General features: G+C 40.9%; 19 protein-coding genes and 1 pseudogene. 17 read left to right on the plus strand and 3 right to left on the minus strand.

The genetic code is table 11. The features are described 5' to 3' along the window. Together CD122_RS01300 and CD122_RS01305 are read left to right on the plus strand one after the other, a co-directional pair. Positions 1 to 796 (plus strand): LPXTG cell wall anchor domain-containing protein (locus CD122_RS01300; RefSeq protein WP_142381168.1); only part of this gene is annotated, 796 nt, incomplete at its 5' end. Positions 797 to 998: 202 nt separating this feature from the next. After that, complete coding sequence (locus CD122_RS01305; RefSeq protein WP_103357219.1) at positions 999 to 2,042, plus strand: 2,3-butanediol dehydrogenase; 1,044 nt, start codon at positions 999 to 1,001, stop codon at positions 2,040 to 2,042. A 144-nt stretch (positions 2,043 to 2,186) separates the two neighbouring features. Here the strand turns inward: CD122_RS01305 and CD122_RS01310 are convergent, their stop codons facing one another. Then, positions 2,187 to 3,167, minus strand: coding sequence for a YeiH family protein (locus CD122_RS01310; protein WP_103357220.1), 981 nt, complete (start codon positions 3,165 to 3,167; stop codon positions 2,187 to 2,189). Between the two features lie 586 nt (positions 3,168 to 3,753). On the opposite strand from CD122_RS01310, the gene CD122_RS01315 reads away from it, so the two are divergent. The 12 genes and pseudogenes from CD122_RS01315 (at position 3,754) to CD122_RS01375 (ending at position 16,951) form a co-directional block, all read left to right on the plus strand. Continuing rightward, positions 3,754 to 5,157: an anthranilate synthase component I gene (locus CD122_RS01315; RefSeq protein ID WP_103357221.1), complete on the plus strand. Its 1,404-nt coding sequence runs from the start codon at positions 3,754 to 3,756 to the stop codon at positions 5,155 to 5,157. Beyond that, positions 5,154 to 5,738 carry an anthranilate synthase component II gene (locus tag CD122_RS01320; RefSeq protein WP_103357222.1) on the plus strand — a complete coding sequence of 195 codons (585 nt, stop codon included), beginning with the start codon at positions 5,154 to 5,156 and terminating at the stop codon, positions 5,736 to 5,738. Before CD122_RS01315 ends, CD122_RS01320 begins: the two co-directional genes overlap by 4 nt. After that, positions 5,722 to 6,726 carry an anthranilate phosphoribosyltransferase gene (gene trpD, locus CD122_RS01325; RefSeq protein WP_103357223.1) on the plus strand — a complete coding sequence of 335 codons (1,005 nt, stop codon included), beginning with the start codon at positions 5,722 to 5,724 and terminating at the stop codon, positions 6,724 to 6,726. The genes CD122_RS01320 and trpD overlap by 17 nt, the downstream gene beginning before the upstream one ends. Then, on the plus strand, positions 6,723 to 7,502 hold the full coding sequence (gene trpC / locus CD122_RS01330) for an indole-3-glycerol phosphate synthase TrpC (RefSeq protein ID WP_103357224.1): 780 nt from the start codon (positions 6,723 to 6,725) through the stop codon (positions 7,500 to 7,502). Before trpD ends, trpC begins: the two co-directional genes overlap by 4 nt. A 2-nt stretch (positions 7,503 to 7,504) precedes the next feature. Further along, complete coding sequence (locus CD122_RS01335) at positions 7,505 to 8,161, plus strand: phosphoribosylanthranilate isomerase (RefSeq protein ID WP_103357225.1); 657 nt, start codon at positions 7,505 to 7,507, stop codon at positions 8,159 to 8,161. Then, entirely contained in the window at positions 8,133 to 9,350 is a 1,218-nt protein-coding gene (trpB, locus tag CD122_RS01340) for a tryptophan synthase subunit beta (protein ID WP_103357226.1), read from the plus strand. The genes CD122_RS01335 and trpB overlap by 29 nt, the downstream gene beginning before the upstream one ends. Beyond that, on the plus strand, positions 9,343 to 10,077 hold the full coding sequence (gene trpA, locus CD122_RS01345; protein WP_103357227.1) for a tryptophan synthase subunit alpha: 735 nt from the start codon (positions 9,343 to 9,345) through the stop codon (positions 10,075 to 10,077). Before trpB ends, trpA begins: the two co-directional genes overlap by 8 nt. A gap of 1,402 nt (positions 10,078 to 11,479) precedes the next feature. Next, positions 11,480 to 11,752: pseudogene (locus CD122_RS12480) on the plus strand (hypothetical protein); the annotation flags it as partial. Between the two features lie 76 nt (positions 11,753 to 11,828). Further along, positions 11,829 to 13,103 (plus strand): amidohydrolase, encoded by a 1,275-nt coding sequence (locus CD122_RS01365; RefSeq protein ID WP_142381169.1) that lies wholly within the window; start codon positions 11,829 to 11,831, stop codon positions 13,101 to 13,103. A 16-nt stretch (positions 13,104 to 13,119) separates the two neighbouring features. After that, positions 13,120 to 13,266, plus strand: a complete 147-nt coding sequence (locus CD122_RS11860; protein ID WP_169926447.1) for a hypothetical protein — start codon at positions 13,120 to 13,122, stop codon at positions 13,264 to 13,266. A gap of 120 nt (positions 13,267 to 13,386) precedes the next feature. Next, entirely contained in the window at positions 13,387 to 15,177 is a 1,791-nt protein-coding gene (locus CD122_RS01370; protein ID WP_103357231.1) for an ABC transporter ATP-binding protein, read from the plus strand. Next, positions 15,161 to 16,951 carry an ABC transporter ATP-binding protein gene (locus CD122_RS01375; protein ID WP_103357232.1) on the plus strand — a complete coding sequence of 597 codons (1,791 nt, stop codon included), beginning with the start codon at positions 15,161 to 15,163 and terminating at the stop codon, positions 16,949 to 16,951. The genes CD122_RS01370 and CD122_RS01375 overlap by 17 nt, the downstream gene beginning before the upstream one ends. Before the next feature lie 152 nt (positions 16,952 to 17,103). Here the strand turns inward: CD122_RS01375 and CD122_RS01380 are convergent, their stop codons facing one another. Together CD122_RS01380 and CD122_RS01385 are read right to left on the minus strand one after the other, a co-directional pair. Further along, positions 17,104 to 18,486, minus strand: coding sequence for an alanine/glycine:cation symporter family protein (locus CD122_RS01380; protein ID WP_103357233.1), 1,383 nt, complete (start codon positions 18,484 to 18,486; stop codon positions 17,104 to 17,106). Positions 18,487 to 18,951: 465 nt separating this feature from the next. Further along, positions 18,952 to 20,907 (minus strand): fructose-1,6-bisphosphatase, encoded by a 1,956-nt coding sequence (locus tag CD122_RS01385; RefSeq protein WP_103357234.1) that lies wholly within the window; start codon positions 20,905 to 20,907, stop codon positions 18,952 to 18,954. 256 nt (positions 20,908 to 21,163) lie between these two features. Between CD122_RS01385 and CD122_RS11865 the strand changes: the two genes are divergently transcribed. The 3 genes from CD122_RS11865 to srtA all read left to right on the plus strand — a co-directional run bounded on the left by CD122_RS11865 (position 21,164) and on the right by srtA (position 23,586). Beyond that, positions 21,164 to 21,325 carry a hypothetical protein gene (locus CD122_RS11865; protein WP_169926448.1) on the plus strand — a complete coding sequence of 54 codons (162 nt, stop codon included), beginning with the start codon at positions 21,164 to 21,166 and terminating at the stop codon, positions 21,323 to 21,325. Positions 21,326 to 21,575: 250 nt separating this feature from the next. Next, positions 21,576 to 22,847: a pyruvate MFS transporter gene (locus tag CD122_RS01390; protein WP_103357235.1), complete on the plus strand. Its 1,272-nt coding sequence runs from the start codon at positions 21,576 to 21,578 to the stop codon at positions 22,845 to 22,847. A gap of 154 nt (positions 22,848 to 23,001) precedes the next feature. Next, a complete protein-coding gene (srtA, locus tag CD122_RS01395) occupies positions 23,002 to 23,586 on the plus strand; it encodes a class A sortase SrtA (protein ID WP_103357236.1) in 585 nt (194 codons plus the stop codon). The last annotated feature ends 613 nt before the right edge of the window (positions 23,587 to 24,199 follow it).

Raw genomic sequence — 24,199 nt, forward strand, 5'->3', positions numbered from 1 at the left:
AGATACAGTAGCACCAGATGCACCGACAGTAGACCCAGTGAAAGCTGGCGACACAGAAGTGACAGGTAAAGGTGAACCAGGATCAACAATCACAGTTAAGTTCCCAGATGGTAAAGAAGGCACAACAACTGTAGATAAAGACGGTAACTGGACTGTTAAAGTTCCAGACGGTACAACAATCAAACCGGGTGACGAATTAGAAGTTACTGCGACAGACGAAGCAGGAAACAAATCAGACGTTACAAAAGTTAAAGTACCAGATACTGACAAAGATACAGTAGCGCCAGATGCACCAACAGTGAACCCAGTACAACCTGGCGACACAATGGTAACTGGTAAAGGTGAACCAGGATCAACAATCACAGTTAAGTTCCCAGATGGTAAAGAAGGAACAGCAACTGTAGATAAAGATGGCAACTGGACTGTTAAAGTTCCAGATGGCACAATGATCAAAGAAGGCGATAAACTTATCGTTACAGCTACAGATGAAGCAGGCAACACATCAGAACCTACAGAAGTTATCGTTAAAGGTATGAAAGATAACGGTAAGACTGATATGAATGACAACATGAAAGACATGAATGGCATGGACGACATGGATAACATGAACGATATGCCTGGTATGAAAGATGACATGAAAGCTTCTAAAGATATGAACAATAAAGGCAAAGAAATGAAAGAATTACCTGAAACAGGTAACGAATCAACAAATGCGCCATTGTTCGGTAGCTTGATCGCAGCATTCGGTTCATTATTCTTACTTGGCAGACGCCGTAAGGAAGATGAAGAAAAATAATAAACGATGACATCGTTTAGAAAGAGACTCGGGCATAGCTCGGGTCTTTTTTTGCGATTTTTTGGTTGTTTCGACTAAAAGATAAAATATTATTTCACAATCTATATAAACATTAAAAATAATTAAAATATCAAGTCTATTTCCTTGAATATAATTTTGAAAAGTCATAATATTAAGATGTAAATAAAAGGAGGTTATACCTATGAAAGCAGCAGTATGGTATGGTCAAAAAGATGTACGTGTTGAAGAAAGAGCACCAAAGGCATTAAAGGATAATGAAGTGAAAGTCAAAGTCACTTGGGCAGGTATTTGTGGTACGGACTTACACGAATATTTAGAAGGACCTATTTTTATTTCCACGGATAAACCAGATCCAATTTTAGGACAAACGGCGCCGGTTACGTTAGGGCATGAGTTTGCGGGTGTGGTTGAAGAAGTAGGTGCAGATGTAACGAACTTTAAAAAAGGTGATAGAGTCGTTGTAAACCCAACTGTCTCACATCGTGAAAAAGAAGAAAATATCGACTTATATGACGGTTATTCATTCATTGGTTTAGGTTCTGATGGTGGCTTTGCGGAGTTTACAAATGCGCCTGAAACAAATGTGTATAAATTGCCAGATAACGTATCTGATAAAGAAGGTGCGTTAGTTGAACCAACAGCGGTAGCAGTACAGTCTATTAAAGAAGGAGAAGTTCTTTTCGGTGACACAGTTGCTGTATTTGGTGCAGGCCCAATCGGTCTATTAACAATTATTGCGGCAAAAGCAGCTGGCGCAAGTAAAATCTTTGTGTTCGACTTATCTGAAGAGCGTCTCGCAAAAGCAAAAGAAGTTGGTGCAACATTCGCAATCAATTCTGGTAAAGAAGACCCTAAAGAAGTGATTGCTAAAAATACAAATGGCGGTGTAGATGTGACATTTGAAGTGGCTGGCGTTGCATCAACACTTGAAGCGTCAATTGATGTCACAAGACCACGTGGTACGGTCGTTATCGTATCTATCTTCGGTCACCCTATCGAATGGCACCCAATGCAATTAACAAATACAGGTGTTAAGTTAACATCAACAATTGCTTATACACCAACAACTTTCCAACAAACAATCGACCTTATTAGTGAAGGTAACTTAGATGTCAAAGGTGTCGTTACAGACGAAATCGAACTAGAAGATATTGTAGATGCTGGTTTTGAACAACTGGTTAACGATAAATCACAAGCAAAAATTCTTGTTAAATTAAACGGTTAATACGTACATTTAATATACGAAATCCCCACATGAAATACACAGTCATGTGGGGATTTTTATGAAAACATACTATGTGTCACAGTCAAGTAGCTGACTAGCTTGCCGAGGTGGACAATAACATCTGTCTGTCCCAGTCTCATCCTATTACACCAATAGATATGTTAAAACGACTAAGCTGACGAGTGTTAAGCCAATCCAAAGTATGAGCCCGAATAATACGGGTTTAAAGCCGGCTTGTTTAAAGTGACTGAATTGAACTGTGAGTCCGACACCTGCCAATGCGATTGTAATTAAAAAGTGGGCGAGTTGTCGAAATACGGCGATGATACTGTCTGAGAAGTGAAACACTGAACTTATCAATGCAGCGACTAAAAACCATAGGATAAACTTTGGAATAGCTTGGTACCAAGGTTGTTGCGTGTGCTGTGTTGTTGTATGTCGCTTTGCCATCCATAGCGCAAGACCTAATGTGATTGGAATAATGAACAATGTACGTGTCAATTTAACGATAGTTGCAACTTCAAGTGCTTGCTGACCATATACAGCGCTGGCAGCGACGACACTCGATGTATCATTAATGGCAGTACCGGCGAAAAAGCCAAAGGTCTCTTGGTCCATATGAAGTAAATGACCGATTGGTGGGAAGACGATTACAGCGATAAGGTTGAATAGAAAGACGATTGATAAGCTTAACGCAATAACATCTTCTCTTGCTTTAATAACTGGGCTTGTTGCTGCAATGGCAGAACCACCGCAGATAGATGTACCAACACCAATTAATATACCAAGTGATGATTCAATTTTTAATAATTTAATAAGTATGATTGTCATTATGCCACAGAACAGTAGCGTAATGATTAGAATAGGTAACGACTTGAGTCCGACTGTCCCAATTGCGTGAAAGCTTAAAGTAAAACCGAGCGCGATAATACTGTAATGTAACACTTTTTTACTGCTAAATTGGATACCCGGTCGAAATGATGTCGGCAATGCGATCAGGTTGTTGATAAGCATACCGATAATAATGGCGAACACAGCGCTACCCACGATAGGGAAGACGTTGCCAAGGCCTGTTGCAACGACAGCGATACTTATTGTGAGGATAAGTCCTTTAAGTTGTGACATAGAACGGCTCCTTTTAAGGTTGTTAGCTCAAGTATAAGCATCTCTGCTGTGTTGTGCAATGAACATTTTCACTAAAAAGTGTTGACATGCACATAAAACACCTGTATATTATGAATTATCAAAAAATTAAAGCGATTGATAAGTAGTATTTGCAATGTGTAGCAATCAGAAAACTAACGGTTGATGGAAGTTAGTACACAGCAAAGATGAATTGGGCAGTCGTTGATAACAATAGAATGAACTATGTCAAAGTGAACATGTGAATCATGTTAATTAAGGTGGTACCACGGTAACGCGTCCTTAACAATGCGTTTTCTGTGGTGTTTTTTGTATTTAAAATGAAGTTCTGTGAGGGCAAAGGAATTAGTTGTCAGTGATGGTAGTGTCAGAAAGTGAACGGGTGATGTGAGTTCACACCAGCTGATGATGAACTGGGTTTGTCTGGAAGCAGCCAATTGAATAATGAGTTGAGTGGGCGGCTATTGTAAGAAATGGCTGTCAAGAGAGGTGGTACCGCGTGTAAACGTCCTTTTATCAGGATGTGACATGCGGTTTTTATTATGTAATGAGAGAGGGATGGTTGAACATGGAAGTGTATTATCGCGTGATGGATGCGCCGGTGAATCCAGAGACGTTAGCGCGTCATAAACGTCATAAAATTGTATTTGAAAGTGCGACAACGAAACAAACGAAGGGGCGTTATTCTATTTTAGCGTTCGATGTGTATGGTGAGATGATTTTGACGGATAGCGCGTTGACTGTCAAGACGCCACAACGAACAGAAGTAATTGAAACACAGCCGTTAGAAGCATTAAAGGCACGTGTAGCGCAACAAAAAGTACAGTTGGATGATGAACATCTCGCTGAATTACCGTTTATCTCTGGCTTTATGGGAGCGTTCAGTTTTGATTTCGTGCGCCATGCGTATCCAGTTTTACAACAGTATCCGATTGAAGGTTCGGGTGCTGATGTACAGCTGTATATGGTGGAACAGGTGTATGTGTTTGATCATTTTAAAGAATGTGTGTATGTGATTGCGACCAATCTGTTTTCAGGTGTGTCGACAGATGAACTACAACAACGTGTGACACAGATGATTGATGAGTTCCAAAATGTCGAGTTGTTTGAACAGCCGTTACAAGCACAGTTACCACCGAAAGAGATAACAACGTCTGTCGATGATGCAACGTTCAAACAATATGTCTCTGATTTTAAAGCATATATTTGCCAAGGCGATATGTTCCAAGCAGTGCCGTCTCGTATTTATCGTTATGCACACCATTTTGACGCACAACGTGATCGTTATACGTTCCGCTTATTTCAACGTCTCAAACGCAACAATCCGAGTCCTTACTTATTCTATGTCAATATGGGCGAAGATATTCTCGTTGGCAGTTCGCCGGAAAGCTTTGTGAAAGTAAAAGGGTTGGAAGTCATGACGAATCCAATCGCGGGAACGATTCGTCGCGGTCAAGATGACAAGGAAGACCAACAGCTGGCAAACACATTATTAGGCGATGAGAAGGAATTGAGCGAACATCGCATGCTGGTAGATTTAGGACGCAACGATATTTTAAGGATTGCCGAACCAGGGTCGCTTAAAATTCCAAAACTCATGACAATTGAACGTTACGAACACGTGATGCATATTGTGAGTGAAGTGACAGGACGTTTACCGGAAGACTATTCGCCAATTGATGTCATCGCAAGCTTATTACCAACAGGAACGGTATCTGGGGCGCCTAAGCTTCGCGCGATTCAACGTATTTATGAACAACAACCCGTGCGTCGTGGCGTATACAGTGGCGGTGTCGGCTATATCAACTGCAACCACGATCTTGATTTAGCATTGGCGATTCGCACGATGGTGATTGATGAAACGCATGTACACGTAGAAGCAGGCTGTGGCGTTGTCTATGATTCAATACCAGAAAAAGAATTAGAAGAAACGCGCTTAAAAGCGAAAAGTCTATTGGAGGTGGAACTATGATCCTCGTCATTGATAACTACGATTCCTTTACATACAACTTAGTCGATTTGTTACGTGCACATGATGAAGTTGTCGTTGTGTATCCGGATGACCCGAACGTACTAGCTTATAAACCATCAGCTGTGGTCCTATCTCCAGGACCGGGACATCCTAACGATAATGATTGGTTGACACGTATTATTGATCATTATCAAGAGTTGCCAATTTTAGGCATATGTCTAGGGGCACAAGCGCTATATCACTACTACGGTGGTATCGTCGATGTAGGCGACCGCATTGTTCATGGCAAAATCGATCAACTTAAGTTTGAAGCGGCATCAAAATTATATGAAAATGTATCAGAATATTCCGATATTATGCGTTATCATTCGCTTGTTTGTCAGCGAGAGACATTACCAGATGATTTAGTTGTCACAGGCAGTACGCGTGATTGCATTCAATCGTTTGAACATCGGAACGCACGACATTTTGGGGTGCAGTATCATCCTGAATCATTCGCAAGTCCAGACGTCGCACACATTGTGACCAACTTTATCAATATAACGAGATTGGAGGAAACGACAGATGACGTTACTCAATGATTTAATGCATTATCGCAACTTAGATACGACGCAAATACAGCAATTCACTACAACTTTATTATCAGACACAGTCGACATCGCCGAAAAGTTGGCGCTACTTACAGCATTTACGATGAAAGGGAGCACGGCTGACGAACTATATGACTTAAGTCGTGCAATGATTCAAACGATGTATCCAGAACAACCACATTTGGAAGGAAGTCTGTGTGTCTGTGGTACGGGTGGCGATGGTTCAAACAGCTTTAACATTTCCACAACAGTCGCCTTTGTCGTTGCTGCAGCAGGTGCGAAAGTGGTGAAACATGGAAATAAAAGCGTGACGTCACAGTCAGGGAGTATCGATATTTTACAAGCGTTGAATGTGCCGACGATACAAGTGGCTGACGTGGAAGAACAAGTTAAGACCGCCAATCTCGCATTTTTAAGTGCCACGACGACGTATCCAATTATGCGCCATCTTCAACCGGTACGTCAGCAATTGCCAGTTCCAACGGTATTCAACTTACTCGGACCAATTATTAACCCATTCGCGTTGGACTATCAAGTGATGGGCGTTTACGACAAAACGAAAATGACGGACATTGCCCAGACGCTACAAAAACTCGGACGCCAACGCGCGCTTGTCGTTCATGGCGCAAATGGCATGGATGAAGCAACGCTGTCTGGTGACAATACTATTGTAGAAGTGAATCAAGATACGGGGATTCGCACGTATACATTGAATGCTCAAGATGTCGGTTTACGTTATGCCGAAGACGCGGAGCTTGTTGGTGGGACACCGGAAGACAATAAGGCGATTACGTTAGGCATTTTACAAGGGGACGATGTTTCGTGCCGTCGAGATGTTGTGTTGCTGAATGCGGGTTTGGCATTGTATGCGGCGCAACGTGTGGAGACGATTGAAGCGGGTATATCGCTTGCACGTCAGACGATCGATGAAGGTCGCGCTTATGACCAATATTTAAAGAGTAGGAGTGTTGCGGTATGACGATATTAGATGACATTGTAGCGTATAAACAAACATTGTTACAGTCAGGTTACTATGATGCGTTGCTTGATGAATTACCGGAAATTAATGTTGACCATAAACCGACATTACAATCGTTAATTGATCAAGATACACGCATGGCAGTGATTGCGGAAGTGAAATCGAAAAGCCCGTCCGTATCGGATATTCCAGTGCGTGATTTGGAGACGCAAGTGGCAGATTATACCGAAGCGGGTGCCTCAGCCATTTCTATTTTAACGGATGAACAGTATTTTGGTGGTAGTTTTGAACGCTTAGTCACATTGACACAACAAACACATCTACCAGTGTTATGTAAGGACTTCATTATTAATACGAAACAAATTGATGTGGCGCAACGTGCAGGTGCATCCATTATCTTATTGATTGTTAATATTTTATCCGACGCAGAACTTGTGGCGCTTCATGACTATGCGCGTCACAAAGGCTTAGAAGTATTGGTCGAAGTACATGATCAAGAAGAATTAGCCCGTGCATTGGATATACGACCAACGTTTATCGGTGTGAACAATCGAGATTTGCGTACGTTTAAAACCGACGTACAACATACGATTGATATTTTAAATACACGGACAGCCGGTATCTATTATATTTCAGAAAGTGGCATACGCACGAAAGATGATGTTGAAAAGCTCGCACCTGTGGGCATTGATGGGGTGTTAGTAGGAGAGACATTGATGAAAGCAGACAATGTGACGGAGATGTTGACACAGTTGAGAGTGGCAAAGGAGCGATAGCAATGTACGTAAAGTATTGCGGTTTTACACGATTACAAGACGTACGTGTTGCGTGTAACTGTGGTGTGGATGCGATTGGTTTTGTCATGTATCCACCGAGTAAACGTTATGTAGATGTGGCAGCGGTCAAACACTTAACAGAGAACATTCCCGAGGATATTGACCGTGTCGCGGTAACGGTGAATATGCCATTTCACATGCTGGATCAACTAATCAATGAAACGCGCATTAATACGATACAACTTCACGGCGATGAGTCGATTGCGTACATTGAACGTTTGCGTAAGGCACAGCCACATATTCAACTTTTTAAAGCACTTAAAGGCACGGATACGGTCACGCAACAAGTTGCACAGTATGCGCCGTATGTCGATAGATTGCTGATTGATACACCGTCAGATGCATATGGGGGTGTTGGCACGACATTTGATTGGCATGTGCTACAAGACTTGCCATTGGACAAAATTATTATTGCGGGTGGCTTGAATCAAGAGACGCTACCTGAACTGCTGGCGCAACTGCCGAATGTTACGGGTGTGGATATTGCCAGTGGTATTGAAGGTGCCAATAAAGGATGTAAATCACGAGATAAAATGAATGGAATTCAACAATATTTAGGAGGCATTGATGATGACAAAGATACAATTACATGCAGATGAACAGGGTTTTTTCGGTCGTTACGGTGGACGTTATGTCCCAGAAACACTGATGCCAGCCATTTTAGAATTAAAAGCAGCTTATGAAGCGGCGAAGGATGATGAAGCGTTTCAAGCGGAATATCATCGTTACTTAAAAGAATATGTAGGCCGTGAATCGCCATTGACGTACGCTGCGTCGTTAACAGAACAATTGGGTGGCGCAAAAATTTATTTAAAACGTGAAGATTTGAACCATACCGGCGCACATAAAATTAATAATGCGTTAGGACAAGCATTGTTAGCACGCCGTATGGGTAAGAAAAAACTTGTCGCAGAAACGGGCGCAGGGCAACATGGTGTCGCAAGCGCAACCGTGGCGGCACTGTTTGATATGGAATTGATTGTATTTATGGGAGAAGAAGATATTAAACGTCAACAGTTGAATGTCTTTCGTATGGAACTGTTAGGCGCAAAAGTCGTATCAGTAACGGACGGACAAGGAACACTGTCTGATGCGGTCAACAAGGCGTTACAATACTGGGTGGCACATGTGGATGACACACATTACTTACTCGGTTCAGCACTGGGACCAGATCCATTTCCAACGATGGTGCGTGATTTTCAACGTGTGATTGGCGATGAAATTAAAGCGGCCGTCCAAGAACGTGAAGGGCGTTTGCCAGACGCAGTAGTCGCTTGTATTGGCGGGGGTTCTAATGCGATTGGAACGTTCTATCCATTTATTGAAGATGATAGTGTGAAACTTTACGGTGTGGAAGCAGCAGGAGAAGGTGCGGACACTAATCGTCATGCACTCGCTCTGAACTGCGGGGACGTCGGTGTATTACACGGAGCGAAAATGTATTTGATTCAAGATGACAATCATCAAATTGCACAGGCGCATTCTATTTCAGCTGGTTTAGACTATCCTGGCGTAGGGCCAGAACATAGTTACTATCATGAAATCGGTCGTGTAGATTACGTAACAGCTACCGATGATGAAGCGATGCAAGCGTTGATTCGATTCTCTCAAGCAGAAGGCATTATTCCAGCGATTGAAAGTGCACATGCGATTAGTTATGTTGAAAAGCTCGCACCACAAATGGACAAAGATGAGATTATCGTTGTGACCGTGTCTGGTCGTGGTGATAAAGATATGGAGACGATTCGAACGTATATGAAAGAACAAGGGGGTGAAGCACATGCGTAAACAATTTGTCGCTTATATTATGGGTAATGAAGACTTTATCGATCATTTAAAAACATTAGAAAGAACAGGTGCAGACTTTGTCGAAATTGGCATTCCCTTCTCAGATCCAGTGGCAGATGGTCCTGTTATTATGGCAGCCGGTCAACGTGCGATTCAACAAGGCATGACAGCTGAGCGCATTCTAGGAACATTGAAAGCACACAAAGATGATTTACAGGTGCAGTATTTATTGATGACGTACATGCATACCATTGAAGCGTATGGCGAAGCGGATTTTATGCGAGACGCCGAAGCAGCTGGTGTCTATGGTTTAATTATTCCGGATATGCCGGCAGAATATATTGCAGAGATGAAAGCACGTTATTCTGAACGTCAACTCAAGCTGATTTCATTGATTGCGATGACGGCAGATACCGCACGCATTGAAACGATTGCGCGTCAGGCAGAAGGCTTTATTTATACGGTCACGATGAACCAGATTACCGGACAAAATGGCGAATTTCACCCAGAGTTGCGTGAGAAGTTAGCGTTGATTCAACATAACAGCAACGTGCCGGTGTTCACAGGATTTGGGATTCGTACGGCAGAACAAGTGCAACAATTAGCAACCATTGCAGATGGTATTATTATCGGTAGTGAAATTGTGAGACGTTTTGAGTTAGATGAACAAGCAGATATAGAACGCTATTTATCAAGCATTCGCCAGGCATTGGATAGTGTAGAGTAATAGATAAGAGTCCTCCTTTTGTTACTTGCTTATAAAGTGTAATATAACACATAAGCAGAGAGGGGATTGAATGGTGAGTTCAAATTAATAAGAATAAAATTTATCACTAGTGTCGCATAAAAATATTTAAACTTTTGTTATCCTAAAAAATTTTCTGTAAATTAATTTCAAGCACAAAAAATTCCTTTATACTGGTTGGAGGTAGAAATACTCATCCAAATCCAAAACAAAGGAAAACATGTTATGGATAATTTTTATTTTGAAAAAAGGCGAAAAAAAGAGATCCTGTGTTATTCAAGTGTTTTCCTTTTTTGACTTTAATAACATTAATTTCATTTCAGGATATTCAGTGTTAGTTAATGCGACACTAGTGGTGTAATTTGCATGAACGAGCATATTCCGAAATACCACGCATTTTTTGCGAAAACATCATTCGTAACACCAAAGCCAAGTGTACATAGATACTTAATAAAAAACTTTTTTTAAAAAATTCATGCAATAATTTGAGATGAAAACGCTTTTATTATACTATTGACTTGTAAAATTGATGGGAATTTGGCAGAGGAGGGGTTATTTTGCGCTTGAAACACAATATCCTATCGGTATGCATTATTTTATTCTTAACGTTTTGTTTTGTTTGGTATATTTTAAACTCCCTACCGACAGAAGAAATATATAATATACAAAAGTTACTTAATAGTGATGGTATTAGAGCTTATGCATTTTTTAGCTTATTGTTATTACTATTACTAGTTGCAGTGATTTTTTTATACAATTTCTTATTTATCTTGATACGCTTAGTTTCCAAAAGTGTATTTAATATAAATAATGATAATAACATTGCAATAGTCAATTATATATTTCTTGCTACTTTAGGCTTCTCCCTATTAATTAATACCTTATTAGGCATTTGGTCAAATACTTTAATGTATTTTATTTTCAATCCGGCTACTGTATTTGGAGTATTATGCATTACTGTATATCTTTGGAGAAAGCTGAATGGACTGAATATCAATCATATTATATATATTATACTACTTTACGCATGGCTAGTTTTAATTAATGCATTTTTACAAGAAGGTTTTTTTAATGGGTAATTCTTTAACTTCTAGAACTGTTGTTTTACAAAGTATCAAAATAGGCTTATTAGGTATCATAACTATATTAATAGGCTTACTTTTGTTAGTAATTTGTTGATTTTCTTCCATTCTTTTTGCTTGTTTAATGATGAACTTTAGGTATTGTTAGTTCAACATTAAACAAGCATTTTTTTATAAATTAGTTTATGAAAATCAATGAAAATGCCAAAGGAGATGGGGATATGAAACAATTAACACGACTCGTCAATGCGATGATTATCGATATGACACAGGAACAACCAACGTATTTAGGAACGATTGAAATGGCAGACGGTATCATCACACATATAGAGAAACAGACGCATATATGTGAAGTCATAGAAAACGACACGGTGTTAGACGTCCAAGGCAAGTACGTCATACCGGGTATGATTGATACACACAGTCATATTATTATGGGAAGCGTCCAAAACCCCTTCCCCTCATGTGCAGGCATCACATCCATCGCTGCACTCATCGCCACCATGCGTCAGGCGTTACCAGACACACCCCTCACGCCCAACGGCTGGTTGAAAATTGTCGGTTATGAAGCGGAACAATTTTCCGAACAGCGTCATCCAACACGCCACGACTTGGACCAAATCAGTTCAGACATCCCAATTCTGTTAGAACATGCGTCATCCAACACGCCACGACTTGGACCAAATCAGTTCAGACATCCCAATTCTGTTAGAACATGCGTCATTCCACTCGGTCGTGTTGAACACCGTTGCGCTTGCCCGTGTCGGCATCGAATTGACAGATGTGGATCCCCCGCAAGCCTTTTATACACGCGATGCAGACGGTAGGCTTACGGGGCATATTTGTGACTTTTATTCGATCCCGAGTACGAAACGTCAGTCGCCGCAACTTGAGCCTGAATACATTGCGGCGTGTCTTAACGAAGGTGTTGCCACATACCTAAGAGCCGGTGTGACAGAACTGAGTGAGCTCAACGTTGGTGGCTTATACGGCAAAAGTGAAGTGGAAGGGGTGTGTCAATTTTTGGCAACCCCGCAACGTATTCGCAGCCGTTGGACGTTGCAAGCCGATACGTTGAATGCCTATCCCGAGTATCGCACGACGACACATAACGCATGGGCGATACGATTTCGTCAGCATTCAAATGGCATGGCGACTGCGAACGGCGTCAAGTTCTTCGCAGACGGTACAATGGGGTTGCGAACGGCGGCGTTATCGTCCGCTTACGCTGATGGCAGTCAGGCGCCCGACCCGGTCATAACGGCGGATGAGATGTATCATCAGTTTGTTGACTTTCAACAACGCGGGTATCATCTCATCACGCATGCGATTGGTGACGTGGCCATTCAACGTACATTGGACGCGTATATTGCCACAGCACCGTACCGTAACAGCACGTGCCGTCACCGCATTGAACATTTGCATACGGTGACGCATGAGCAGCTGCAATTGATGGCACAACATGACGTTGGTGTGTCGTTTTTTACGAATCAAATTGCAGCAACGGGGGAACGTTTGCGCACGGAATTGCTTGGAACGGTGCGCGCACAACAGGTATTCCCGACTGAAACGGCACGCGTGTTAGGGGTATGTTATACGTTACACGCGGATACACCGGTCACGCCGATTGCGCCGTTGCACTTGATGCATCACGCATGTGAACGACGGACAAGTGCAGGCGTGCAGCTTGGGGCAGCAGAGTGTTTGTCACGTTATGCTGCCTTAGCTGCGGTGACGTGTGACGCGGCAGCGTTGAACGGTGTGGCAAGTAACCAAGGTGTGATCCGGCCTGGAGCGGTGGCAGATTTTGTATGCCTAACGGAGAATCCATTGGACGAAGGTGTGTCGTTGATGGATATAGAAGTATTGCGAACGATCGTGTCAGGTAAGGTTATGTATGAGAGAGGTAAGGACGATAACGCGTAATTGACGATTGGAAGGTATGATCCGGCCTGGAGGGTATGCAGACTTGGTATGCCTGACGGAGAATCCATTGGACGAAGGTGTGTCATTGATGGATATAGAAGTATTGCGAACAATTGTAGCAGGTAAAGTTATGTATGAGAGAGACAAGGGCGATAACGCGTAATTGATGGGTCTCAATCGCTTTGTCTTGGCGAATAATTTGTATATGATAGAAGATATAATCAATTATTGTAAATTTAAATAAATAGCAACAAGAGATATATGCAACTTGGGGGTGATATGCATGAAAGTGTTTCGAGATTTGAGTTGGTTTTTGAAACAGGAGAAAAAGCGATACATTATTGCGTTGCTAGCGATGTTAGTTACGACGTTCTGTAGTTTAATTCCACCACAAATTATTGGTTTCGTCATTGACCATATTACGAATAAGACGTTGACGCCTAGCTTGTTGACGATGTATTTGCTTGTGATTTTTGGTCTGGGGATTGCTATCTATCTGTTACGCTTTGTGTCACGTATGCAGCTGTTTGGTGCGAGTGCAAAACTAGGGCGTATTTTACGTGAGCGTCTTTATGAAAAATATACGTTAATGAGCCCATCATTTTATCAAAAATATCGTACGGGCGACTTGATGGCCCACGCGACAAACGATATTCGTGCGGTTCAAAGTTCAGCAGGGATTGGCGTGCTAACGATTGGCGATGCGATTATTACGGGTGGTATGACTCTGGCAATGATGGCGATTACCGTGAGTCCTAAACTGACGTTGATTGCGATTTTGCCACTGCCGATTTTAGTTTTGGCGACGAACTATTATGGACGTTTGCTACATAAAACATTTAAAAAAGCACAAGCAGCCTTTAGCCAATTGAATGATAAAACACAAGAAAGTATTGCGGGTATTAAAGTGACCAAGTCGTTCGGCTATGAAGCGGATGACGAAGAAGATTTTCGCCAATTGAGTGATGATGTTGTGGCGAAAAATATGCGCGTAGCAAAGATTGATGCGCTATTCGATCCGACGATTCAGCTCGTATTAGGTGCAAGTTACTTACTCAGTATGGTCTTTGGCGCCATGATGACATTAAACGGCGAGTTGACCATTGGTGCGCTCGTTACATTTACAACATATTTAAGTATGCTTGTATGGCCGTTATTAGCGTTAGGATTCTTCTTTAACATTGTACAACGTGGTCATGCGTCATATGATCGTATCCGTCAAATTGAACAAGTTGAAAATGACGTGCAGATGTTGGCGGATTCTGATGAGATACCTTCAGGCGATATTACGTTTCAAATTGAACAGTTCCAATTTGCGGGCGAATCGTCTCCACGCCTGCACGATGTTGATTTTACATTGAAAAAAGGCATGACAGTTGGGATTGTCGGCAGTACGGGTTCAGGTAAAAGTCTGTTATTACGCTTGTTACTGCGTGAGTTTGATACGGCACAGCCAACAGACATTCAATACGGTGGTAAGCCGATTCGTAACTACCATTTAGATAAGTTACGTGCACAGTTCGGCTACGTGCCACAAGAACACTTTTTATTCTCGTCAACGATTCGTGGTAATATCGCATTTAGTCAACCGGATGTATCTGATGAAGTCTTGTATCATGCCAGCCAAATGAGTCATATTCATCGAGATATTATGGCGTTACCGGATGGCTATGAGACCGTCGTCGGCGAACGTGGGGTGTCACTCTCTGGTGGTCAGAAACAGCGTATTTCCATTGCACGTGCATTGATGACAGACCCAGAGGTGTTGATTCTTGATGATGCGTTATCTGCGGTAGATGCGGAGACGGAAGCGGCAATTCTGCATAACTTGAAACAAACACGTCAAGGCAAGACCAATATTATAACGGCACATCGTATGAGTGCGGTGATGCACGCCGATATGATTTTAGTCATGCGGGATGGAACGGTTATTGAACGTGGGACACATGATACATTGCTTGCTGACAATGGCTGGTATGCAGAGACGTTCCACGCACAAGCGATGCAAGCCCGTCTGAGAGAAGACTTAACGCAACAAGTAGAAAGGGGTGAGCATAATGGCGAAACATTCTAGTGACACAGCTAAGCAACTCTCAGCCAAAGAACAATTACAAGTCTTATTGCGATTGCTGCGCTATACATTGCCATTTAAAAAGCTCATTGCCTTTGCGTTGATTAACCTTGGCATTTCTATTGCGGCAAGCATGAGTGTACCGTATTTAGTAAAGGTCTTTATCGATGATTACTTATTAAACAGCACAATGACAAATCAGCAAGTGGTATGGTTGCTCATTGCGTTTATTGGCATTCAAATTATTGGTGCCGTGACGACGTATCTCAGTGTGTATTTTTTACAATACCTTGCATTAAAAGTAATTCAGCAGTTACGGATTGATGCCTTTCATGATATTACTCGTTTAGGCATGGCGTTTTTTGACGAAACACCAAGCGGGAGCATCGTATCAAGGTTAACTAATGATACAGAAGCGATTATCGAGATGTTTACTGGCGTATTAACATCATTCTTACAAGCGTTCTTTATGATTATCGCCAGCTTCGTCATGATGTTTGTTCTAGACATTCGTATGGCTTTCTTCGCCATGTTATTCGTGCCAGTCATTGTGGGGATATTGGCATTGTATCGTCGCTTGGCGTCTGTCTATTTCAATGCGACACGTCAACGGTTATCAGACTTGAACGCAAAGCTCGCAGAATCTATTGAGGGTATGAAAATCATTCAAGTATTTAACCAGCAACAGCGTTTAAGACGTGAATTTGGTGCGATTAATGATTCGCATTACGAACAAACGATAAAAACAATTCGTTTAGACAGCTTAATGTTACGTCCTGCCATGACGATGTTGTCGACTTTTGCGACGGTCATGATTTTAGCGTACTTTGGCATTTTAAGCTTTAGCGAAACCGTAACAGCCGGTGTCATTTACGCCTTTATTCAATATATGCAACGTTTCTTTGAGCCAATCAACCAAGTGAGTCAAAACTTAAATATTTTCCAACAAGCGATCGTGTCGGCGAGTCGCGTGTTTAAAATGATGGACAATGACACGGAAGCACCACAACAACAAGATAATCAAACGGCTACCATTCAACAAGGGCGTATTGAGTTCAAAAATGTGAGCTTTAGTTATGATGGCAAAAATGATGTACTACATGATATTTCCTTTACAGCAGAACCAGGACAAACAGTCGCACTCGTTGGGCATACGGGCTCAGGTAAAAGTACGATTGCCAATCTGTTTATGCGTTTCTATGAATTTGACCGTGGGGACATACTGATTGATGGCACATCGATTAAACATTATGCGCATCAGACGTTGAAACAAAGTATTGGACTTGTGCTACAAGATCCGTTCATTTTCTATGGCACAGTCGCGTCCAACATTCGTTTATACCATCCGACGATGACGTTTGAACAAGTAGAAGCGGCTGCGAAGTTCGTCCACGCACATGAATTTATTATGCGCCTGTCTGACGGCTATGACCATCAAGTAATCGAACAAGGGCGCGCCTTTTCAAGTGGACAGCGTCAATTGATTGCCTTTGCACGTACGATGGCAATGGATCCGAAAATCTTGCTACTCGATGAAGCAACGGCCAACATCGACTCTGAGACAGAAGAAGCGATTCAGCAATCATTGGCAAAAATGCGTCACGGCCGGACGACATTGGCGATTGCTCATCGTTTGTCGACAATTCAAGATGCCGACCAAATTCTTGTATTGAACAAAGGGGTTATCGCTGAACGTGGTACACATGAAGAACTACTTGCACAACGTGGTATCTACTACAACTTGTATCAGTTACAGTTGAGAGGCGAGTTAACGTAAACAAAACATAAGGTCATTATTCATTCAACAAACGAACCCTCAGCGTTTCACAATGGTAGTATTAAACTTCTACGACAGAAGCTGAACAGCCAAATGAATACATGAAAAAACGACCACTCGCATTTTTCACGGTGGTCGTTTCCATATTTGGATTAAGCTTTATTAATAGATGGTTTGAAATAGTCGTCAGTTTCTTGTTTAATCACTTTGTATAGTAATAAGATACCGATTAAGTTTGGAATCATCATCAATGCGTTTGCGACATCGGCGAAAAGCCAAACTGTGCGCAAGTCCGCAACTGTTCCTAAGAATGTTGCTGCAACGTAAACGACACCGTATAACATGACATATTTAACGCCGAATAAGTATTCGAAGCATTTTGCGCCGTATACGAACCATGCGATGATTGTAGAGAAACCAAAGAAAATAACTGATAATGAAACCACGTATTCGCCTAAAGCACCTAGGCTAGAACCGAAAGCAACACTTGTTAGTGCGCCGGCTTCTAATTTCGGATCATGTGTTACGCCTGATAATAAGCCGCCACTTGGATCCCAATAACCTGTTACGAGTAATACAAGTGCTGTCATCGTACATACAACGATTGTTACGATAAATGTACCTGTCATCGCAACGAGTGCTTGAATAGCAGGATGACCTGACTTCGCATTACCTGAGATTAAGGCAACTGTCCCTAAACCAGCTTCGTTTGAGAAAATCCCTTTTGATACACCGTTTTGAACGGCTTGCATTACCATAATACCTGTAAAGCCCCCTGCAGCTGAAACAGGTGTGAATGCATATTGGAAGATTAACCCAAACGCAGGAATAATTTTGTCGTAATTAATTAAGATAATTGTGACAGCAGCACCAATGTAGAAAATGGCCATCATTGGTACAAAGACGCCAGCTACGTTACTAATGCGCTTTAAGCCGCCGAAAATAATCAATGAGATAAGAATGGCTAAAATAATCCCTGTAATAAAGCCGCTCACATTGAATGAATTCGTCATAACGTCAGCAATCGTATTTGACTGAACGCTGTTACCGATACCAAGTGATGCAAAAGCACCAAACATGGCAAAAGCGACAGCTAAGAACTTGAAGCGTGAGCCAAGTCCTTTTTCTATGTAGTACATTGGTCCACTTGAATATTCACCGTTAGCATTTTGTTCACGATATTTCATCGCTAATAAAGCTTCGGCGTATTTTGTTGTCATACCGAGTAAACCAACCACCCACATCCAGAATACGGCACCAGGTCCACCTAGCGTTACTGCAGTCGCTACCCCTGCGATGTTCCCGTTCCCGATCATTCCGGCAAGTGATGTCATCAAAGCTTTAAAGTTACTAATATCGCCTTCGCTTTCTGCATCTTTTTTATCTGGGACGAAAGCGAGTTTAAAGGCATGAAATAGTTTTGTAAATTGCATTCCTCGTAGTAAAAAGGTCAAAAAGAGACCTGTCCCAGATAGCAAAATTAAACTCGGGGCACCCCATAAGAGCCCGTTAATTTTTTCTAGGATTTCTATCACACATAACCCCTCCAGTATATCCACTTCATAAGTAAACGCTTTCATCATTATAGTACACATTAAAATCGAATGTAAAATATTCTATTAGTCGCACTATTTTCATATAGTGACGAACGTTGACTGCCCTTTGGTGAAACACTTTTATAAATGTATCAAATGAAAATAGTAATCATACGTTTGATTATGAAATGGCACGATTGATATAGTTTAGAATCGCACTATAAAATTTTACACCTTTCAAGATTAAAAATCTACTCAAATCAGAAAAATATAACAAATAATAGTTAGAAGTTCAAAACAAATGCACTATAAATTATTAATTAATATGATGAAAAAACAGGGGCTAACAGTGTTGAGGTGCATAAAATTTTATTATTTTTATATAACAATGGACGTCTATGCAACTAAAAATAAAAATAAGAAAACTATGCCGCTTAAATATATCAGCAGCATAGTCGATGAATGTTATTTCATATAACGATACGTCATAAGTTCCTTCAACATATCAATTTCTTTTTGTAGTTCAATACCTTTATTCGTATCTTTAATCAGCTTACGTTCAAGTTCCTCATCAACGACACGACGAATTGATAGCTCATCTTCACCTGTCTTCAAGACGTTTTCTTTCGAGTTAAACTCCTGGTGTGCGACAAGCTGCATACCGAATGAGTTGTAAAGTAATGTGTAGCCGGCAATACCTGTTGTTGATTGGTATGCTTTTGAGAAGCCACCATCAATGACAAGCATTTTGCCGTTCGCTTTAATAGGGTCTTCGCCGTCACGTTCTTTGACAGGCGTATGTCCATTAATAATACGACCTTGTTCAGGATCCATATCGAACTCTTGTAACATATATTTTACGTGTGATTCTTGTTCACGCAAATGATAGTACGGGTTCTTTTCTTCTTTGTGCGTCGTTTTATCTTTAATAAAGTAACGCTCGAACGTTGTCATGGCACGTTTACCGAATAATGAAGAGTATTTACCCGTCCATAAGTACCAGACTAAGTCCGTTGAAATGTCATCTTGTTCGTTAAGGTGTTCATACGCGTGGCGAACGTGTGCCTCAAATTCATCAACGAGTGTACGACCTGAAGCGTATTGTCCGTCAATCATCATGCCTTCCATTTTACCGGTCTCATCAACAGGGATACATCCGTGAATCAACAAGTTGCCGTTGTAACGTAAGTAGAGATTTCCTTTTTTCATTAAAAAGTCAATGTGGCGGCGCAGTTTTTCAGATTCTTGGAATGCGATAAGCAAACGATCGATGACTTCTTGTTCTTCTTCTAACAGTGCCGTCGGGTTACGTGGGTCTACTGTTTTAAAGCACGTGTTTTCTAAAGGATAGACAGTGCCGTTAATTTCGAGTGTTTGTTCACGGTAGTTCACTTTGTCGAGTAATAGACGTGAATCCATATCGAACTCAGGACGGCGTTTAATGATAGGACCTTCCAGCTTAAATTGAATCATCGCAATGGCTTGATGAATTTTCGTGATTTGAAGTTGTTCGGATGCTGAAGGTGTCTTCTCCGGATGTTTCTTTGGACGAAAGGCTGGGTTATCATCATAGTATTTTTCTGCCAGCGTCAATAACGGACGTAAGTTAATGCCGTATGCGTCTTCAATAATATCTAGATTGTCATAACGTGCACATATGCGCAGTAAGTTGGCGAGACAAACTTTTGAACCTGAGTAGGCACCCATCCATAGCGCATCGTGGTTTCCCCATTGAATATCGACAGAGTGATAGTCAATTAATGTATCAATGATTTTATCTGGGTGTGGACCACGGTCGTAAATATCACCGACCACGTGCAAATGATCGACAACGAGACGTTGAATGGTATTCGCTAATCCCGTAATTAACTTGTCGGCTTGGTTTAAGTCAATAACTTGGCGAATAATCGTCGAGTAATAATCATTTTTATTATTATAGCGATTACTCTTATACAGTAATTCTTCAATAATAAACACATATTGTGAAGGCAAAGCTTTTCTTAACTTTGAACGCGTATATTTAGAAGATGTGTGCGTCACAAGCTCTAGCAACTGTTGAATCGTATCTTCATACCATTGATTGCGCGCTTCTTTAGAGTCAAAGTTAGATTTAATTAGCTTGATTTTGTCTTCTGGATAGTACACTAAGGCAATCAATTCATTGATGTCGTCTTCAGATAGACGCTCATCAAAAATGTCGTGAATTTTTGATTTGATATTACCAGAACCGTTGCGTAATACGTGTTGAAAGGCGTGGTATTCACCGTGCAAGTCGCTGACAAAGTGTTCCGTGCCTTTTGGCAATTCTAAAATTGACGCCAAACTAATCAATTCTGTCGCAACTTTTTCTTCTGAATCGTACTTTTCAGCGAGCAAGTCGAGATATTGTCGCTTGAGTTCTGTTTCTTTTGCTGAATGCATGGAATTGACACCTCTTATCAGTCATATTTTTATTTTTTAAGCGCTTCCACTTTCTATTAAATCATATTATGCGCAAGACGTTAATTAAGATTATTTGAACATTATGGATAAAAGCGTTGTTTCGAGGGAGTGGGAGAGAGGTTTGGCCACCGTTTATGTGTTTCCCGGTGCTTTAATTGAAAGTTTCTATTAATGTCTCAACTCAAGTTCATAAAGCTACTATGTTTTAACGCATACCATTGTTAGTTGGCATTCAATGGCACCACAAGCAACCATTAGTAAGCAGTTAAACATTGGAATTTGTCATGTAAAGCACTCCGATGATTTGCAGGAGAAAAAAGTGTTTGACCCACAATTGTATATGACAGAGGTGACAATTGTTCCGTTTTTGAATACGGACACGTCAGCTTTAGTGTAAAGGCTTTATAAAGTAAAAAACACAATTACTATTCTAAAATAGTAATTAAAAATTAAATTCCCTTGTACTATTTAAAGTTTCAAAGTGATAAAAGATTATTCTGATACTAGTTAAAATGTGATAAAATGCACAAACTGAAATTCATAGCAAAAGCATTAAAAATTTTCTTGTAAACGTTTTCGGCCTATGGTATATTCAAATTGCTAATTTAAAGGTCATCTGATGACCTAATGAAAGCGGGGTCAAAATAATGAGCAAGAAAAAAACAAATGTCCGTTGGATGTTTGCAGGGATTTTCTTCTTGATCGGGGTTATTGCATATATGGACAGAGCGAACATCTCATATATCGCAGTACCAATGATGGAAGATTTACATTTAACAAAGACGCAATTCGGATTTTTAGCGTCATTCTTCTCACTAGGGTACGCAATCATGCAAGTACCTGCCGGGTTCTTAGCAGAGAAGTTTGGACCTAAGAAAATGATTTCTATTGCGTTAGTTTGGTGGAGTGCCTTCACAATCTTAACTGGATTAGTGAAAAACCACGGGTTACTTTACCTAGTTCGTTTCTTATTCGGTGTTGGGGAAGCGCCGATGTATCCATCAAATGCCGTGTTCAACACGCATTGGTTTGGTAAAAACGAAAAAGGACGTGCCTCAAGTGCGTTGTTAGCCGGTTCATATTTCGGACCAGTATTAGCACCGTTCATCACGGTTGCTATCTACAACACATTTGGTTGGCAAGCCGTATTCTACATTTTCGGTATCATTGGATTTTTAATTTCGTTGTTATGGTTAGTCATTGCGAAAGATTTACCTGAGCATCATAAAATGGTTAATGAAGCCGAAAAGCAATTTATTATGGAAAATCGTGATGTTGTTTCAACTGAAAAATCATCAGCACCATGGGGTATCTTTTTCAGTCGTTTCAGCTTCTACGCAATTGCAGCTCAATACTTTATCGTACAGTTTGCGATTACGTTATTCTTAATCTGGTTACCATCATATTTAATGGAAACATTCCACATCGATAACTTAACAATGAGTAAAATCGCAGGGATTCCATGGTTCATGATGTTCATCGTCATCATGTTAGGTGGCGCAATTTCAGATAAGATTTTAAGTGCTGGGAAATCACGCTTTATTGCGCGTGGTTCTATCGCCATTGCTGGTTTCGTTGTATTCGGTATCGCATTAAACTTTGCCGTATCAGCAGAATCATTAACAATGAACATTTTCTGGATGTCATTCTGTTTAAGTGGTATCGGCTTATCAATGGTTATGAGCTGGGCATCTGCGACAGACTTAGGACGTAACTTTGCTGGTACTGTATCTGGTTGGATGAACTTATGGGGTAACATCGGTGCGATGCTAAGTCCAATCCTTGCAGGTTACCTTGCAACAATGGTAGGTTGGTCAACAACTTTACGCTTAATGTTAATTTTAGTTGTGATTGCGATTGTATTATGGTTCTTCGTTAAACCTGACGAGCCATTAATTCAAGACGAATCAAAAGCATAATAGAGATGTAAAAAGCTGGGACACGCGCAATGTCCTGGCTTTTTTGTTGCCTAAAATCATATGAAATGTCGTGCAACGCTTAATCGTATAGGTATTTCGAATATTGTGTGGTAGAATAGTGCTACATATTATAGAGTGAAAGAGGAAACGAATCATGAAGCAAGTGAAAAATATTTTAATCCCGTTAATTGGGATAGTGTTGATTCTTGGCGGGTTATATTTAGTGTTTAAGCCAAAGATTGATAGCTATTTTGCGCAACGTGAGACAGAACAAAAGATTGAGCAATATGAGTCTGAGAAGGAAGCGCCTCAGGAAATCCCAAAAGATAAATCAAAAGTAGTCGGTGTATTGCGCGTACCATCTGTAGATATTAAAGAAGCAGTGTATCCAGGACCAGCGACACGTGAACAATTAAACCGTGGTGTCGCATTTGCGGAAGAAGAAGAGTCGCTATCTGACCAAAACATCTCGATTGCTGGGCATACTGATTACAGTCTATATAATCAGTTTACAGACCTACACAAAGCGAAAAAAGGCGATGAAGTGACATTCACAGTCGGTAAAGACGTACGCAAATATAAGATTACATCGATTAGAGATGTGGATCCAACTGAAGTGCAAGTATTGGACGAAATGAAAAAAGATAAAGATCAGTTGACGTTGATTACATGTGACGACTATGATCCGAATACCGGACAGTGGTTGAAACGTAGTATTTACGTTGCTGAAGCAGCATAATATAGCCAAAGACTTATGAGCATTTACGTGTTTGTAAGTCTTTTTATTATGGGGGTAATACATTATTAATGAGTAGGTTGGTTACGTAATGATTAATGGTAGCGCACAGTGTTTTCGATATGGTAAAAATTGATTTGGGTTATAGTCGTATTCTAAGCACTTCTTTCATAATCACGATAAAGTAAAATATTCGACGACACTTGTGCGCCCGCATACATCAGGGGAAAGCTTGTTGTAAGCTGTGAAAAGGTTGTTCAAACGTCACTCATCATAGTTAGTAGTTAACAATACGGTGTTAAATAAGATGTTACGCAAATCCTAACCGTTGAATTATAGATATTATATGTATAAGGGAGTAGCTAAGTGGCATGAATATATGCGTTCACAGGATTTTTTTTCATGACTAGTCAGCCTTGCCGGGGCACTACAACGAAATCTTTGCTGACGCATGAGATTTCTACACTTTAACAGAGATTCCCTTTATTTTTTCCTATTGCATTTACTGGATTATTTATATTTAGTGGCAGTAGCTGACTGATGTCTGACTGCGCTTTTAGCTTGTCCTCCAACTAGTCAGCCTTGCCGGGGCACTACAACGAAATCTTTGCTGACG

The sequence above is a fragment of the Staphylococcus rostri genome (genome assembly GCF_002902145.1).
Taxonomy (GTDB): domain Bacteria; phylum Bacillota; class Bacilli; order Staphylococcales; family Staphylococcaceae; genus Staphylococcus; species Staphylococcus rostri.

Coding starts and splice junctions, on each gene's coding strand:
- trpA (WP_103357227.1), top strand. CDS start 9,343: ATGCGTAAACAATTTGTCGCTTATATTATGGGTAATGAAGACTTTATC.
- trpB (WP_103357226.1), top strand. CDS start 8,133: ATGACAAAGATACAATTACATGCAGATGAACAGGGTTTTTTCGGTCGT.
- CD122_RS01375 (WP_103357232.1), top strand. CDS start 15,161: ATGGCGAAACATTCTAGTGACACAGCTAAGCAACTCTCAGCCAAAGAA.
- CD122_RS01385 (WP_103357234.1), bottom strand. CDS start 20,907: ATGCATTCAGCAAAAGAAACAGAACTCAAGCGACAATATCTCGACTTG.
- CD122_RS11860 (WP_169926447.1), top strand. CDS start 13,120: ATGATCCGGCCTGGAGGGTATGCAGACTTGGTATGCCTGACGGAGAAT.
- CD122_RS01365 (WP_142381169.1), top strand. CDS start 11,829: ATGCGTCATCCAACACGCCACGACTTGGACCAAATCAGTTCAGACATC.
- trpC (WP_103357224.1), top strand. CDS start 6,723: ATGACGATATTAGATGACATTGTAGCGTATAAACAAACATTGTTACAG.
- CD122_RS01370 (WP_103357231.1), top strand. CDS start 13,387: ATGAAAGTGTTTCGAGATTTGAGTTGGTTTTTGAAACAGGAGAAAAAG.
- CD122_RS01390 (WP_103357235.1), top strand. CDS start 21,576: ATGAGCAAGAAAAAAACAAATGTCCGTTGGATGTTTGCAGGGATTTTC.
- srtA (WP_103357236.1), top strand. CDS start 23,002: ATGAAGCAAGTGAAAAATATTTTAATCCCGTTAATTGGGATAGTGTTG.
- CD122_RS01320 (WP_103357222.1), top strand. CDS start 5,154: ATGATCCTCGTCATTGATAACTACGATTCCTTTACATACAACTTAGTC.
- trpD (WP_103357223.1), top strand. CDS start 5,722: ATGACGTTACTCAATGATTTAATGCATTATCGCAACTTAGATACGACG.
- CD122_RS01310 (WP_103357220.1), bottom strand. CDS start 3,167: ATGTCACAACTTAAAGGACTTATCCTCACAATAAGTATCGCTGTCGTT.
- CD122_RS01305 (WP_103357219.1), top strand. CDS start 999: ATGAAAGCAGCAGTATGGTATGGTCAAAAAGATGTACGTGTTGAAGAA.
- CD122_RS01335 (WP_103357225.1), top strand. CDS start 7,505: ATGTACGTAAAGTATTGCGGTTTTACACGATTACAAGACGTACGTGTT.
- CD122_RS11865 (WP_169926448.1), top strand. CDS start 21,164: ATGGCACCACAAGCAACCATTAGTAAGCAGTTAAACATTGGAATTTGT.
- CD122_RS01315 (WP_103357221.1), top strand. CDS start 3,754: ATGGAAGTGTATTATCGCGTGATGGATGCGCCGGTGAATCCAGAGACG.